A 15,119-nucleotide genomic window follows, 5' to 3' on the forward strand; every position below is an offset into this window, starting at 1 on the left:
CGCGAGGCTATCGAGAAGGTTGGCGCACGGCTCCTGTTCCTCCCGCCATACTCCCCAGACTTCAACCCCATCGAGATGGCTTTCTCGAAGCTGAAGGCCCTGCTTAGAAAAGCCGCCGCCAGAACCATTGACGATCTCTGGTCAGCGGTCGCCGMCTGCCTCTCCGCCTTCACCCCGCAGGAATGCCGGCACTACTTCGAGGCGGCGGGATATGACCCGGACTAAATCGAATCTGCTCTAGCATATGGGTATCTTCCGGAGCCTTCGCCATAATCCCCCTCCTCAACTTCCCGCGTGAAGATTGCATCCAGCGATCGCGGGCGTAAAGGCAGCACGGCAGACAGGGCTGCGCCCTGCAGGGCGCAACCATCAGTTCTGAAGACTGGGGCGCGTGGCGGTGCCTTTACGCCCCCGCAGCCTCCGCGTCTGCCTTCGTCCCCTCATCCGGCTTCACCCGGAACACGGCGCAGTAGAGGGCCGGGGCGAAGAGGAGGGTGATCAGCGTGCCGGCGATGATGCCGCCCATCATGGCGATCGCCATCGGGCCCCAGAAGATCTGGCGCGAGATCGGGATCAGCGCGAGAGAGGCGGCGGCGGCCGTCAGCAGGATCGGCCGTGCGCGGCTGTCGGACGCCTCGAACACGGCGGCCCAGCGCGAGCGGCCCTTTTCGATCAGCACCTCGACCTCATGTATGAGGATGATCGAGTTGCGGATCAGGATGCCAACCAGCGCCAGCACGCCGAGGAGCGCCACGAAGCCGAGCGGCGCGCTGAAGGCGAGCATCGAGGCAACCACGCCGATGATGCCGAGCGGCGCGACCGCCATGACGATGAACATCAGGCGGAAGCTCTGCATCTGCACCATGACCAGCACCAGCATGGTCAGGATCATCAGCGGCGCGACGGCGGCGATCGGCCCCTGGCTCTTTGAGGTCTCCTCGTTGATGCCGGCGGTGACGATTTTGTGCGTCGGCGGCAGCTCGCCGGCGATCGCGTCGATCTGCGGTGCAAGGTCCGCGTTGACCGTCGTCGGCTGGTCCTTGGAATAGACGGCGGCCTTGACGGTGACCGTCGGCACCCGGTCGCGCTGCATGATCATCGGCTGCTGGATGTCCCATTCGATGCGAGCGATCGACGCGAGCGGCACCGGAATGCCGCTCGGGCTCATCAGCTGCAGCGACTGCACCGCTTCGAGCGAATGGCGGTCCTGCTCGTTGCCGCGGGCGATCACGTCGATCAGCTTGTCGCCGTTGCGCAGCGAGGTGATCGAGGCGCCGTAGGAGACGCTCGCCAGCGCCTGCGCGACATCGGCCTGCGTCATGCCGGTCATGCGCAGCTGTTCCTGGTCGATGACGATGCGGGCAATGCGCACCGGCTCGCTGGTGTCGATGGTGATGTTGTCGAGGCGCGGGTCCGTGCCGAGCAGGGCAGCCACCTTGCGCGCGGCGTCGATGTTGACGGCCATGTCCGGGCCGCTGACGCGGTACTGCACCGGCTTGCCGACCGGCGGGCCGACCTCGATCAGCTTGGCGAAGAGCTCGACCCCGGGCTGCTGCGCCGCATATTCGCGCGCTGCCGCGCGAAGGCTGTCGCGCGCCTCGACGTCCGGCGTCTGGATGATGATCTGGCCGCGATAGGGCGCGGGCGTCGGCGCGTCATGGGTGAGGATGAAGCGCGGCGCGGAACGGCCGACATAGGAGGTGAAGTAGGACACCTCCTCGCGGCTGGCGAGGAAGGCCTCCAGCTTGCCGATCGCCTCGTTGGTGACGGCGATCGAGCTGTTCTGGCGCAGCGTGACGTCGATCAGAAGCTCCGGCCGGTCGGAACTCGGGAAGAACTGCTGCTCGATCTTCGTCATGCCGGCAAGCGAGATGGCGAAGATGATGACGGTGGCGGCGATCGTCACCCACTTGAAGCGCATCGCCCAGGTGAGCGCCCTGTGGAAGGCGCGGCGCAGCCGGCCCGGCGCGGGGTTATGATGCGGCATGCGCTTCGGCAGGAAGGCAACGCCGAGGATCGGCGCAAACAGCACCGCCACGATCCACGACAGGAGCAGCGAGATCGCGATCACGTAGAACAGCGACTGGGTGTATTCGCCCGCCATCGAGTTGTTGAGGCCGATCGGGATGAAGCCCGCAACGGTCACCAGCGTGCCCGACAGCATCGGGAAAGCAATCGACGTCCAGGCATAGGACGCCGCCTTCTCGATCTTGTCGCCCATTTCGAGGCGCGAGATCATGGTCTCGATGGCGATCATCGCGTCATCGACCAGAAGGCCAAGCGCGATGATGAGCGCGCCGAGCGAGACGCGCTGCAGCGTGATGCCCATCATGTCGAGGATGACGAAGGTAAGCGCCAGCACCAGCGGGATCGACATCGACACCACCAGGCCGGCACGTAGGCCGAGCGAGATGAAGCTGACCGCAAGCACGATCACCACCGCTTCGACCAGCGCCTGCATGAACTCGTTGATCGAGTGGTCGACGACATGCGGCTGGTCGGCGACCTTGTCGACGTTAACGCCGAAGGGCAAGTGCCGCGCCTCGGCTTCCATCAGCGCGTCGAGCGCCTCGCCGAACTCGAGGATGTTGGCTCCCTGTTCCATGCCGATTGCAAGGCCGACGGCGTCCTTGCCGTTGTAGCGCACGAGCGCCGAGGGCGGATCCTCGTAGCCTTCGCTGACCTTGGCGACGTCGGCGAGGGTGAAATAGACCTCGCCGGCGCGCAGGGGCGCTGCGGCAAGCTCGGCGGCGCTGTTGAAGCGCCCGCCGACTTCCAGCACGATCTGCTCGGACGAGGTCTGGATCACGCCCGCCGGGCGGATCGCGTTCTGGTCGGCCAGCGTCTGCATGACGAGCTTCACATCGAGACCGAGCGAAGCAAGGCGCCTGGTGTCGAACTCGACATACACAACCTGGTCTTGCGTGCCGATGATGTCGACCTTGCCGACATCGTCGACGGTCAGGATCTTGTCGCGCAGGTCCTCGGCAAGGTCGCGCAGCTCGGCCTTGGAGTAGCCGTCGCCGGTCAGCATGTAGATGCTGCCGAACACGTCGCCGAAGTTGTCGTTGAAGGCAAAGCCCGCGAACTCGGACGGGAACTCGCCGCGGATGTCCGACATCATGTTGCGCACGCGCAGCCAGATGTTGCGGATCCGCTCGCCGCGGATGGTGGGTTTCAGGTCGATATAGACCACCGACACGCCGGGCGAGGTCTCGGAACGGGTGAAGTCAAGCTCGTCCAGCTCTTCGAGCTTGTTCTCGATGCGCTTGGTCACCTGCTCCAGCATCTCGGCGGTGGTGGCGCCGGGCATCTGCGCGGTAACCACCATCGTCTTGATCGAGAAGGACGGGTCTTCCTCGCGGCCGAGATTGATGTAGGCGAGCGCGCCCGCCACCAGCGACACGATCATCAGGAACCAGACAAACGAGCGGTGCTTGAGCGCCCAGTCGGAGAGATTGAAGCTCATCGGCTGATCCTTTCGCCGACTACCTGGCCGGCCGTTGCGGCCTCGATGCCGCGCGTGAGGATTTCGTCGCCTTCCTTGAGGCCGGCGGTGACGATGACGCGGTCCTCGATCTCGGGCCCGAGCTCGACGTCGATTGGCTCGAGCTTTCGCCCCTCGCCGATGCGCCAGACGCGGGGCTTGTCCTCGCGCCGGTCGATCGCGCTTCCCGGAATGCTGATGATGTGACCTTCGCGGAGGTCGGGAGAAACATCGACCAGCGACCCGAGGCGAAGGTTCGCGCCGTCAAGCGCAATGCGCACGCGGTGCATGCGCGCGGCGCGGTCGACGACGGGCTCGACCAGCCGCAGCGTGCCGGTCACCGCGGCCTCGCCGCCGGCAATGCGCGGCGTGACATGGAACTGCATGTCCCTGGTGAAGAGCGGCAGATAAGCGGGCGGAACGTCGATCACCGCCTCGCGGCCTTCGTTGGTCGCGAGCGTGACGACCGGCTGGCCGGCGGTGACGGTAGCGCCGGGCTCGGCATGGATCGCGGTGATGATGCCGGCGGCCGGCGCCCGCAGCGTTGCATAGCGCTCGGCATCCTCGGCGCGCGCGACCGTGGAGCGGCCGCCGTCGTGGTTTCCATTGCCGCCTTCGCCGATTCAAGGTTGCTGGTCGAGGCAACGCCGCGCCTGTTCAGTTCCTCGACGCGCTGATAGGCCTGCTTTGCCTGGGCGGCCTGCGCTTCGGCTGCCCTGAGCGATGCCCGCGCCGCGACCGCGTCGTCACGCAGCGAGCGCTCGTCGAGCGTCGCGATCACCGCATCCCCCTCAACCGCATCGCCGAGCGAGACCGGGCGCGTGTCGATGGTGCCGCCGGCGAGAAAGGCGAGATTCACCTCGCGCGTTGCCCGCACGATGCCGGGAAAGGAGCGGAAATTCGCGGCCGACGGCGTCACGACCTCGGAAAACACCGGCCGCGCTTCCTGTGCTTCCTGCGCGGAAAGCGGGGTCGCGGCGATGGCGCCGGCAAGAAGGAGGGGGAAGAAAAGTCTCATGGCTTTGCCTCCACGGCGACCACTTCGCGGCCCGGATAGATGAGATAGGAGCCCGCGCCGGCCACCAGCTCGCCTTCCTCGAGGCCCTTGCTGATCTGCACGCCGTCGGAGGTGAAGCGCGCGATCTCGACATTGCGGATTTCGGCGCGGCGGCTGTCCGGATGGATTACCCAGACGGCCGGCTTGCCGAGATGCGTCACCAGCGCGGCCGACGGCAGCGACACCAGCTGTTCGCTCGCCATCTCAAGCCGCGAGCTGATCGGCGTGCCGAGCGCAAGCGGCCTGTCCTTGTCGTCGATGCGGGCGCGAAGCGAAATGGTGGCGGTCGACGAGTTCACCAGCGGCGCGATCTCGGAAATCTCGGCCTCAAAGGTCTCGCTGCCGTCTTCCAGCGAGCGCACCGCGATCTTGCGCCCGATCATGGCGTCGAGCTCGGGCACCGGCGGCACGTAGAACTGCGCCTCGCGCGCGCCTTCGCGGGCAGCCGCCACCTGCCCGGGCTCGCCGCTTCTTTGCGTGACGATGCCGGTCACGGTCGCGCGCAGGGTCATGTCGGCCAGCGCCTGCCGCGCCTTGGCAAGCTGCGCCTCGGCCTCATCGACGGAGGCGCGCGCCGCCATCAGCTCCTGCTCGGCGTTTTCAAGCGAAGCGCGCGTCGTTGCCCCGCGCTCGACGAGGCCGCTCAGGCGGTCATAGACTGACTGCGCCTGGGTAAGCTGCGCGGTGGCCGCGGCCGATTGCGCGCTCGCAGCCCCCAGCGCCGCATGCGCCTGCGTCGGGTCGAGCTCGGCGATAACGTCGCCTTCCTTCACCCTGTCGCCGACATCGACATTGATGGAAACGATGCGCCCCGCGCTCTTGAACGCGAGCGGCACGACGTCGGCCGCCTCGACCGTGCCGGTCAGCTCCAGCGCTGAGACCGCCGACTCATAGCGGGCGACGATCTCTTCAACCGACAGCGGCCCGCCGGCGTAGAGCGGCGTGGCAAGAGCAAGGGCAAGGCCAAGCGACATGAATGCAGACGAGCGTCTCGGGCGCATGTCAGGCTTCCTTTTTGCGATAGGCATCATGCCGGGCCTGGGCGCGGGCGATCAGGCTGTCTTCGGCAAAGGCGGGGATGGTAAGGTCGATGGCGGCAATCGTCTCCGCCCGCTCGGGGCCAAGCCCCAGCGCGCGCAGGATCGCGGCGACCGTGCCGCGGATATAGGCTTCGGGCTCGAGCGGCGCGGTCTGGCGCATGGCAAGCCGCAGCATGCCGGCGCGCAGCATGCCGAGCACCATGTCGGCGGTAAGCCCAGTGTCGCCCTTCACGAACGTGCCGCTCGCCATGCCCAAATGAAGCTGCTGGTTCAGCCCGTCGCTGATCTCGCGCATCAGCGCCTCGGCGTTGAGGCTGCGCGCGCCCATGAACAGGCCGAGCACCGGATAATGCAGCGCGGCCGACAGCACCGTCGTTGCGCCAAGCGCCACCGCGCCGTCCGCGCTCTCGCTGCCGGCGATGACGTTTTCGGTATAGGCGACGAGCTCATCGGCGAGGTCCTCGCAGATTGCGTCGCAGAGTTCGTCATTGGTGCGGAAATGATTGTAAAAACTGCCGCGCGACACGCCGGCCGCCTCGATGACCTGGCCGATCACCGCCGCGTTCACGCCCTGCTCGGCAAAAACGAGGATGGCGCTTTCGATCAGCCGCCGGCGCATCTGCTCGCGCCGCAGCTTTGCGGTGCGGGAACGATGATCCTCCGCGGCGCCTTCCGGCCCCGCGTCCGTCTCGATGTCGGTTGATGTTGGTCCGCTACCGCTCATGCGGGGAAGATAGGACGATCATCTTCTTCTGGTAATCACAAAAGTGTCATTCTGACAAAAGTGTCAGTCGAGATCTTCCTCCGGTTCCAGCATCTCGATCAGGCTGGCGATCCGGGTGCCGGGGAGGGGACGGCCCTCGCCCATGAGGGCCTCGTCATTGTTCAGCCAGTTGAACGCCTCGCGCAACTCGGCAACGCTTGCCCCCGTCGCGATCAGCTCCGCGGCGAGGTCCTGATCGACCGGCCCGAGCACGGCAACGATGTCGTCATAGGTCATGATGCCTTCTCCCGCTGAAAACCGAGGTCCTTCTGAGGAGATAGGGGCTTTGCCGGGTTTTCCAACCGCTGCGGGGGGGTGGGCAAGGCTTGCGACAGCGGCGTGCTTCGGGCTATCTGGGGCGCATTCATCCGGACCCGGTGAAATTCCGGGTGGCTCTTCCGGCCGCCGATCCGCCGGACATTCCAGAACTGCAAGGCGACGGGCGCGCTTCCGGCGCGGCCCGGCACTCCAATATTCCCATGATTACAAGCAAAATCCGGCGCGAGTGGTTCTCGAACGTGCGGGCCGACATCCTTGCCGGCATCGTCGTCGCGCTCGCCCTCATTCCCGAGGCAATCGGCTTTTCGGCGATCGCCGGCGTCGACCCGCGCGTCGGCCTCTATGCCTCGGTCGTCATCGCCATCGTCATCTCGTTTGCCGGCGGACGCCCGGCGATGATCTCGGCGGCGACCGCCGCGACGGCGGTGCTGTTCGGCACGCTGGTGCGCGAGCACGGTCTGCAATACCTTCTCGCGGCCTCAATCCTTGCCGGCGTCATCCAGATCGTTGCGGGCTGGCTGCGGATCGGCCAGGTGATGCGCTTCGTCTCACGCTCGGTGATGACCGGCTTCGTCAATGCGCTGGCGATCCTGATCTTCATGGCGCAGTTGCCCGAGCTGATCGGCGTAACATGGCAGACCTATGCGCTGATCGCCTTCGCGCTCGCCATCATCTACCTCTTTCCGCGCGTGACGAAGGCGGTGCCGTCGCCGCTGGTGGCGATCATCGCCGTCACCGCCTTCATGCTCTGGCAGGGCATTGATGTGCGCACCGTCGCCGACCTTGACGAGCTGCCGGATGCGCTGCCCCTGCTGCTCTTGCCCGACGTTCCGCTCAACCTCGACACGCTTCTCATCATCCTGCCGACCTCCGTCGCGGTGGCGGCCGTGGGCCTGCTCGAAAGCCTGCTCACTGCCTCGATCATCGACCAGATGACCGACACGCGCAGCGACAAGAACCGCGAGAGCATCGGCCAGGGCCTCGCCAACATCGCTTCCGGCCTGTTCGGCGGCATGGCCGGCTGCGCCATGATCGGCCAGTCGGTTATCAACGTGAAGTCGGGCGGACGCACCTGCCTGTCGACCTTCACCGCCGGCGCGTTCCTGCTGTTCCTGCTGATGGTGCTCGGCGACCTCGTCGGCCTGATCGCAATGCCCGCGCTGGTCGCGATCATGATCATGGTATCGATCGGCACCTTCAACTGGAAGTCGCTCACTGACCTTGCCCGCCATCCGCGCCGCTCGAGCCTCGTCATGCTGGCAACCGTCGTCACGGTTGTCGCGACCCGCAACCTTGCGCTCGGCGTCGGTATCGGCGTGCTTCTGTCGGGCCTGTTCTTCGCCTGGAAAGTCGCACAGATCTTCCGCGTGACCTCGACGCTTTCGGCGGACGGGCGCCGGCGCGACTACCAGGTCGTCGGCCAGCTGTTCTTCGCCTCGGCCGACGAGTTCCTTGCCGCCTTTGACTTTGCCGAGGACATCGACGAGGTCGTCATCGACGTCACCGGCGCGCATATCTGGGACCTGACGGGCGTCAACGCCGTCGACAAGGCCGTGTTAAAATTCCGCAAGAACGGCATCCACGCCACCGTCACCGGCCTCAACGATGCGAGCGCCACGATCATGGACAAGTTCGCGCAGCACAACCGCCCCGACGCCATCGAGCGGGTGCTGGGGCATTGAGAAGGTGAGGGGAGTAGGGGGAGTAGGCGAGTAAGTGAATAGGGGCCCCCGGAGGCTTAGGGAGGCTGGGCAGTTGCCAAGGATCAGTTTTTAACAAGGATCAGTTTTTAAGAAGAACCTTCGATAACGAGCCGTGCCCGGCAGGAGGGCGCGCGCCTGCCGCTTCCTCGGCAACAACCTCATTGCCGATGGATGAGGGAGACGGGGGAGACAAAAGCAGAGGCAGAGAACCGCGGTCACCCGCGCGAGCGTCAACGTTCAGGCATGGACCCTCGGATCAAGCCCGAGGGTGACGAGCGGGGATGCTGAGGTAAATCGCGAGGGCACAGGCGAACCCGAAGCGTCGCTACACAGGCGAACCCGAAGCGTTGTTACCCCCAACATCCCCTGCCTCTCCGCTTCGTCATGCCACGGCTTGACCGTGGCATCCAGGCCGGACCGCCTCGGCCAGATGAAGCGATAGGGAGAAGGTGAGCAGACCGAGATCCACCTGAAATATTTTGTGTAGGGAACATTATCCTGCTTCGCCAGTTGCGCAGCCAATTGCGGGACAAACCGCAGGCTGGAGGAAGCGATGCAAGGAAGTTACAGGCAAGGCCCGGCAGAAACGCACGGGGCCGAAGATATCTGGCCGTCCGAAGACACCGAGACCCAACTCATTCCCGACAATGACGCCCCTCAAGGTGGCGAAGCCGCCTGGCAGCTCACGGAGCGCTGGGCGAAGCGCACGCTCGAAAAGCGCGCGCTCGACCGCAGCGTTCCGTGCGACGACGTCTTCTGGTCGTGGGCCGCGCCCCGCCAATAGACGTCACGTGCTTCCGGCATGAAGCCGGGAGAAAATACCCTGATCCTGTGAACGCCTCGGCGCCGGCCTTACCCACCGGCGCCGTTTTTTGATGCCCCAGGAACGGAGGCATGGACCAGTCAGAAACCGCCGGCCGCCAGGCTGTCGGTTCCATAACAGAGCTTACGCGATTTTTGCGTCCGCCATCCCCACCCGGCCAGGACTCCACCCTCCACCGAACGCACGGCTTGAGCTTTTGCGCGCATATGCGAGGCTGGCCGAAGATTTCGCAGCCATCCGCCGTCGGGGGAGCCGGAACGCATGCCAAAGCCTCAGCTGGTGGTTCTTGGAGCAAGCGGCAATGCGCTCGATGCGCTCGATGCGCTGCAGGCCGGGCACGAGATCGTCGCCTTCGTCGATGATGACCCGGCGCGCCATGGCGAGATGATCGACGGCGTGGCGATCCGCCCCCGCGCGGTGCTGGGCGACTATCCCGACGCTAAGGTGGTCGCCCTGATCGGCTCGGAAAAGAGTTTCGCCCSCCGCGAGGAGATCATCGCCGGGTTTGGCGTGCCGGCCGGGCGCTTCGCGACGATCGTCCATCCGCGCGCGCATGTCTCGCGGCAGGCAAGGCTCGGGCGCGGCACGGTGGTGCTTGCGGGCGCGACGATCCCCTCCAATGCGCGCCTCGGCGATCACGTGCTGGTGCTGCCCAATACGGTGATCCACCACGACGCGGTGATTGAGGATTTCTCCATCATCGGCGCGGGCGTGATCATTGCCGGCCACGTGCGCATCGGCAAGAGCTCCTATGTCGGCAGCGGCAGCACGATCAAGAACGGCATCACCCTCGGCCCGAAAAGTCTCGTCGGCATGGCAGCCAACGTGACCAAGAGCTTTGGCGAGAACGTGGTTCTGGTGGGAAATCCCGCACGGGAGATGAAGCGGTAAAGCTTCGCGTCGTCCGCACCATCCGCGAACTTCCTTAACCTCCAGCAATTTCCTCCTTCCGCTCGGGAACATCCGCTTCCTCAACCTGTTCGGGGGGCCCCGGCAGCCTGCGCGCCGGTAGCATCCGACGAAAAGACCACAAGACAACGACAAAAAATTTCCCGTCTCAGGCGAGGTTGAGCGTGTTGCAGCAGTCCAGAGGTTCCGGTTTCTCTGAAAGTTCCCCTCAAGGCCCGCAAGGGTCCGCAGCGGGCGGGTCCGAAGCGCAAGGTTCCGCGCAGCGCCTCAGGGACGACGAAGCCCCGCCCCGATTACTGTTCGTCACCTCCGAGATGACCGATTTCGTCAAGGTCGGCGGCCTTGGCGATGTCTCTTCGGCGCTGCCGCGCGCGCTGCGCCAGACCAACGACATCCGCGTTCTCATTCCCGGCTACCGGCAGGTCACGCAGGGCCGCGACATCACCGAGGTGGCGCGTCTTTCGGCCTTCGCAGGGCTTCCCGCCTGCAGCCTCGGCCGCATCGACATGCCCGACGGGCTGGTGATCTACGTGCTCCTCTGCCCCGACCTGTTCGACCGCGAGGGCACGCCTTACGCCGACGCCGCCGGCACCGACTGGGCCGACAATGACGTGCGCTTTGCGCGGCTGAGCTTTGCCGCGGCCGAGATCGCATGCGGCGTGCCGGAGCTCGGCTGGCAGCCCGACCTCCTCCACCTCAACGACTGGCCGTCGTCGCTGGCCCCGGCTTACCTGGCCTGGCGCGGCCAGGCGGTGCCGAGCGTGCTGACCGTCCACAATCTCGCCTATCAGGGCCTCTTCCCGCGCGAGCGGCTGCCGATCCTCGGTGTGCCGGATGCCTCGTTCCAAATGGAGGGCGTCGAGTTCCACGGCAATCTGTCGTTCCTGAAAAGCGGCATCTACTATTCCTCGCATGTGACGACGGTGAGCCAGACCTACGCGCGCGAGATCACCACGCCGGAATTCGGCTGCGGCCTCGAGGGCCTGTTGCAGACGCGCGCCAGCCAGCACGCGCTGACCGGCATTCTGAACGGCGTCGACGAGAGCTGGGATTCAAGCCGCGATCCAAGCCTTCCCGCCGCCTTTTCCAGCAGCAACCTGAAGGGGCGCGCCGTCAATGCGGCGCAGGCGCGCGAGGCGTTCGGATTGGGCGTGTCGCGCGGGCCACTGTTTGCCATCATCTCGCGGCTCGTCCACCAGAAGGGCATCGACCTTGCGATCCGCGCGGCGGAAGACTTCGTCCAGAAGGGCGGGCAGCTGGCGGTGACCGGCCAGGGAGATCCCGCGCTCGAACAGGCGATGCTGGACCTTGCCAAGCGCCACCCGGGCAAGGTCGGCGTCCGCATCGGCTTCAACGAGGCCGAGGCGCGCTGCCTGTTTGCCGGCAGCGATTTTCTGCTGATGCCGTCTCGCTTCGAGCCGTGCGGGCTCTCCCAAATGTATGCGCAACGCTATGGGTCCCTTCCCGTCGCCTACCGCACCGGCGGCCTTGCCGACACCATCGAGGATGGCGAAACGGGTTTTCTGTTCCAGGAGATGACGCTGTCGGGACTGATGGACGCGGTGATGCGCGCGCTCGGCACCTACGCCTCGCGCCAGGCACTGTCGCGCATGCGCAGAAAGGCGATGGCGCGGCCGTCCAACTGGCTGCACTCCTCGCGCCGCTACAACCACGTCTACGAGGGGTTGCTGGCAACGAGGTGAGCCGCCCCCTGCCCGCACCTTCACGGAACAATCCGCGCCCGCGCGATGTTGGCATCAGGAACACGGCTGTCGAGGGGCCGAGCTGAAAGGAATGACTTATGGCTGAACTATCCTGGCTGCTGGTTGTGGCAGGCGGCGCCGCCCTTATGGGGCTGGTGATTGCCTATGCGCTCATCAACCGCCGCCGCCTCACCGCGCCCGAACGCGCCCGCCGCGACGCCAAGGTGGACCGGCTGTATGAGGAAGAGACGCCGGAGGCGGTAGGGGCTGTGGTGCGATTGCTCTGAACCTTCCGGGCGGCTACGCGTCTGCCCCTTCCACCATGCTTCGCATGGTCCCCCTCCCCCATAAAATGGGGGAAGATCCGCCGCTGCGCTGCGGGTGCTGGATCCGAACCGCCGGGGAGCGGCAGGTTGCGCGTTCTCACCCGTCGGCAAGACGTCTCGGTTCAGGCATGGATCGTCGGGTCAGGCCCGACGATGACGACGTTGAAACGCTATTGGCAAATCGTTGACCCGAACGGTTGAAGCGGCACTGCCATCCTGCCCCCTCCAACCTCCAGCCTTCGTCATGGCCTCGGCTTGGCCGTTTCCACTTCGTGGGTCATCGCTGCCAGATATGCGTGCCGCCAATGAAAGGCACGGCCCGGGTCCTCCCCCGCGGCGCGGGGGAGGTGACGCCGAAGGCGGCGGAGGGGGCTCGTGAAATGCCACCTCTGGAGATGTGCGCAGAAAACAAAGACGTCCGAGATGCCCCGCTCCGTCACGCCCCCTCCACCATGCTTCGCATGGTCCCCCTCCCCCACATGTGGGGGAGGATCCGCGGTGTGGGGACTGCGACGGCGGGCGATCAGGATAAAGAGCGGCGACATCAATTAACCGCCATACGTTGAGAGTGTTTCCGCCCTCGCCTCACGCCACCTCCCTGACCCTTCGCGCGTTCTGGAATGGCCCGTGCGGGATTTCCGGCGGCGCGAAACTGTCGGCATTGGCCCGGTCCCAGCGGCTGTACCACTCCGCAAGCTCCGGAATCTCCTCCTCGCTGAGGAGAAAGCCTTCCGGCAGGTACGGATAGGCCTCGTTGCCGTCGAGAAACTCGTTTTCCTTCTGCCGGAACATGAAATGATACGGCATGAAGTCGCTCGGATTGCTGAGGCCCGCCGCCCCGGCGATCTCGCCCAGCGCCTTCATCGTGTTGCGGTGGAAGCGCGCGACGCGCTCGGCCTTGTCGCCCGTGTCGAGCGCGCGCTGGCGCGTCGGGTCCTGCGTCGCGATGCCTACCGGGCAGCGGTTGGTGTGGCACGACTGCGCCTGGATGCAGCCGATGGCGAACATGAAGCCGCGCGCGGCGTTGCACCAGTCCGCCCCGAGCGCGATCGCGCGGGCGATGTCGAAGGCCGACACCACCTTGCCGGCCGCGCCGATGCGCACCTGGTTGCGCAGGCCCGCGCCGCGCAGCGTGTTGTGGACGAAGGTGAGCCCCTCCAGCATCGGCATGCCGACGCGGTTGGCGAATTCGACGGGCGCCGCGCCCGTGCCGCCCTCGGCGCCGTCGACGACGACGAAGTCGGGCACGATGCCGGTCTTCAGCATCGCCTTGACCATGCTCATGAATTCGCGCCGGTGGCCGATGCACAGCTTGATGCCGACCGGCTTGCCGCCGGAAAGCTCGCGCAGCTGGCCGACGAATTCCATCAGGCCCGTCGGCGTCGAAAAGGTGCTGTGGGCGGGCGGCGACACGCAGTCGATGCCCATCGGAATGCCGCGCGCCTCGGCGATCTCCGGCGTGATTTTTGCCGCCGGCAGCATGCCGCCATGGCCGGGCTTGGCGCCCTGGCTGAGCTTGATCTCGATCATCTTGATCTGCGGGTCGACGGCGAGCGCGCGGAACTTTTCCGGCGAGAAGGAGCCGTCGTCGTTGCGSCAGCCGAAATAGCCGGATGCCACCTGGAAGATGAGGTCGCCGCCGCCGGCGCGGTGGTAGCGGCTGATGCCGCCCTCGCCGGTGTCATGGGCAAAGCCGCCCTTGGCCGCGCCCTTGTTGAGCGCGAGGATCGCGTTCGCCGACAGCGAGCCGAAGCTCATCGCCGAAATGTTGAGAAGCGAGGAGCTGTAGGGCTGCTTGCAATCTGGCCCGCCGATGGTGACGCGAAAATCGGTGTCGGTGATGTGGAGCGGCGCGGCCGAATGCGTCAGCCACGCATAGCCCGAGGAATAGACGTTCTCGATCGTGCCGAACGGGCGCTTGTCCTCCTCGCCCTTGGCGCGCTGGTAGACGAGCGCGCGCTGCTGGCGCGAGAACGGCAGCTCGTCGTCGTCGCCTTCGATCATGTACTGGCGGATTTCCGGACGGAAGCTCTCGAGCATAAAGCGCAGGTGCCCGACGACCGGATAGTTGCGCAGGATCGAGTGGCGGCGCTGGCAAACGTCATGGACGCCGAGGCCAAACAGCGCGCCGGTGACGGCCGCCGGAATGAGCCACCAGGGCTCCAGCACGGAAGCGGCGAGGAAGACGACGGTCGCGGCGCCAAGGCCGGTGAAGATCGCGAAACGGGGGAAAGCCTGGACGAAATTGCGCATGAGACCCGGTTTTGGTTCGGCAAGCGAACGGAACTGGTGATGAATTGGGTACCCGAAGACTCACCCAGTTATAGCCGGGAAGAAAGGGTTGTCGAGGGAGGGGGCCCGCAACCGGCGGGGTGATGGTGGAGCGGCGAGAGCACCGCAGTTCAGTAAGCCGAGCGGGGCGGTGTTCCGGGGATGTGCCAAGGCGTTCGAACGGTTCCTACCCCCACCCCTAACCCCTCCCCACAAGGGGGAGGGGAATTTTGGTTAGCGCAAGCCTGTGGGGTTGTTCGGGACGCCGAACACGGAGCCCCGCCCCCACCGCCAAGAGGCCTATTGGCTTCCACATCGGTCAAAGCGCCACCCCGCCCCTGACGCCTCCTCACAAGGTGGAGGGGACTTTGGCCCGGGCAAATCTGATGGTCTTGTTCAGGGAGACCTAAATGGGAGTTCCTCGGCGACGGCCTTCCGGAGAGAACCCCTGAAGACGTCAAAACGCCGTTCGCCCGCGCACCCCGTCGAAGGAACCCCACCCCTAACTGATGCGATCTGTGCTTCCGGCGCGGGTGCTAGAGCATCTTTTATGAACACAGAGTCGGTTTGAGGATTCACGGGATCAGTTTAGTCTGATTCACTGCTCTTGGTGATTTGCCAGGAGGGTGGTGATGACGAGGAGCTTGAGCGGGGACCTTCGCGGTCGAGTTATTGCGGCGATTGAAGATGGGGTTTCGACGCGGGAGGCGGCACGACGCTTCCGTATCGGGATCTCAACGGCCGGGGCCTGGTATCGG

Annotated in this window: 13 protein-coding genes and 1 other annotated feature; of the genes, 6 read left to right on the top strand and 7 right to left on the bottom strand. The window is 65.7% G+C overall.

Annotation, left to right across the window (positions count from 1 at the left end; translation table 11 throughout):
• Positions 1-225 (top strand): transposase (locus tag L610_RS16165; RefSeq protein ID WP_186441272.1); only part of this gene is annotated, 225 nt, incomplete at its 5' end.
• Between the two features lie 178 nt (positions 226-403).
• Here the strand turns inward: L610_RS16165 and L610_RS16170 are convergent.
• The 6 genes from L610_RS16170 to L610_RS16190 form a co-directional block, all read right to left on the bottom strand.
• Positions 404-3,469 carry an efflux RND transporter permease subunit gene (locus L610_RS16170; RefSeq protein ID WP_144706340.1) on the bottom strand — a complete coding sequence of 1,022 codons (3,066 nt, stop codon included), beginning with the start codon at positions 3,467-3,469 and terminating at the stop codon, positions 404-406.
• Positions 3,466-4,029, bottom strand: a complete 564-nt coding sequence (locus L610_RS16175) for an efflux RND transporter periplasmic adaptor subunit (protein ID WP_246659037.1) — start codon at positions 4,027-4,029, stop codon at positions 3,466-3,468. Before L610_RS16175 ends, L610_RS16170 begins: the two co-directional genes overlap by 4 nt.
• Positions 3,915-4,505, bottom strand: coding sequence for a hypothetical protein (locus L610_RS20600; protein WP_246659036.1), 591 nt, complete (start codon positions 4,503-4,505; stop codon positions 3,915-3,917). Before L610_RS20600 ends, L610_RS16175 begins: the two co-directional genes overlap by 115 nt.
• Complete coding sequence (locus tag L610_RS16180) at positions 4,502-5,545, bottom strand: efflux RND transporter periplasmic adaptor subunit (protein ID WP_186441555.1); 1,044 nt, start codon at positions 5,543-5,545, stop codon at positions 4,502-4,504. Before L610_RS16180 ends, L610_RS20600 begins: the two co-directional genes overlap by 4 nt.
• Position 5,546: 1 nt before the next feature.
• Positions 5,547-6,308: a TetR/AcrR family transcriptional regulator gene (locus tag L610_RS16185; RefSeq protein WP_024849240.1), complete on the bottom strand. Its 762-nt coding sequence runs from the start codon at positions 6,306-6,308 to the stop codon at positions 5,547-5,549.
• A 63-nt stretch (positions 6,309-6,371) separates the two neighbouring features.
• Positions 6,372-6,584: a hypothetical protein gene (locus tag L610_RS16190; RefSeq protein WP_024849241.1), complete on the bottom strand. Its 213-nt coding sequence runs from the start codon at positions 6,582-6,584 to the stop codon at positions 6,372-6,374.
• 130 nt (positions 6,585-6,714) lie between these two features.
• Positions 6,715-6,770: a sequence feature (sul1 is cis-regulatory element that is thought to sense ions involved in sulfur or methionine metabolism; They are found in Alphaproteobacteria), on the top strand.
• Positions 6,771-6,826: 56 nt separating this feature from the next.
• Here L610_RS16190 and L610_RS16195 point away from each other — a divergent pair.
• From L610_RS16195 to L610_RS16215, 5 genes are all read left to right on the top strand, one after another.
• Complete coding sequence (locus L610_RS16195) at positions 6,827-8,308, top strand: SulP family inorganic anion transporter (RefSeq protein WP_144706346.1); 1,482 nt, start codon at positions 6,827-6,829, stop codon at positions 8,306-8,308.
• 574 nt (positions 8,309-8,882) lie between these two features.
• A complete protein-coding gene (locus L610_RS16200) occupies positions 8,883-9,113 on the top strand; it encodes a hypothetical protein (protein ID WP_024849243.1) in 231 nt (76 codons plus the stop codon).
• Between the two features lie 300 nt (positions 9,114-9,413).
• Positions 9,414-10,043, top strand: a complete 630-nt coding sequence (locus tag L610_RS16205) for a NeuD/PglB/VioB family sugar acetyltransferase (RefSeq protein WP_144706348.1) — start codon at positions 9,414-9,416, stop codon at positions 10,041-10,043.
• A 182-nt stretch (positions 10,044-10,225) separates the two neighbouring features.
• Positions 10,226-11,764, top strand: a complete 1,539-nt coding sequence (gene glgA, locus L610_RS16210) for a glycogen synthase GlgA (protein WP_256366560.1) — start codon at positions 10,226-10,228, stop codon at positions 11,762-11,764.
• Between the two features lie 98 nt (positions 11,765-11,862).
• Positions 11,863-12,051 (top strand): hypothetical protein, encoded by a 189-nt coding sequence (locus tag L610_RS16215; RefSeq protein ID WP_024849245.1) that lies wholly within the window; start codon positions 11,863-11,865, stop codon positions 12,049-12,051.
• Positions 12,052-12,675: 624 nt separating this feature from the next.
• Here the strand turns inward: L610_RS16215 and L610_RS16220 are convergent.
• The gene (locus L610_RS16220) at positions 12,676-14,343 is read right to left on the bottom strand and encodes an FMN-binding glutamate synthase family protein (RefSeq protein ID WP_144706352.1); all 1,668 of its coding nucleotides are present in this window, start codon (positions 14,341-14,343) and stop codon (positions 12,676-12,678) included.
• Positions 14,344-15,119 lie beyond the last annotated feature (776 nt).

The sequence above is a fragment of the Aminobacter sp. J44 genome (assembly GCF_007829415.1).
Lineage (GTDB): Bacteria > Pseudomonadota > Alphaproteobacteria > Rhizobiales > Rhizobiaceae > Aerobium.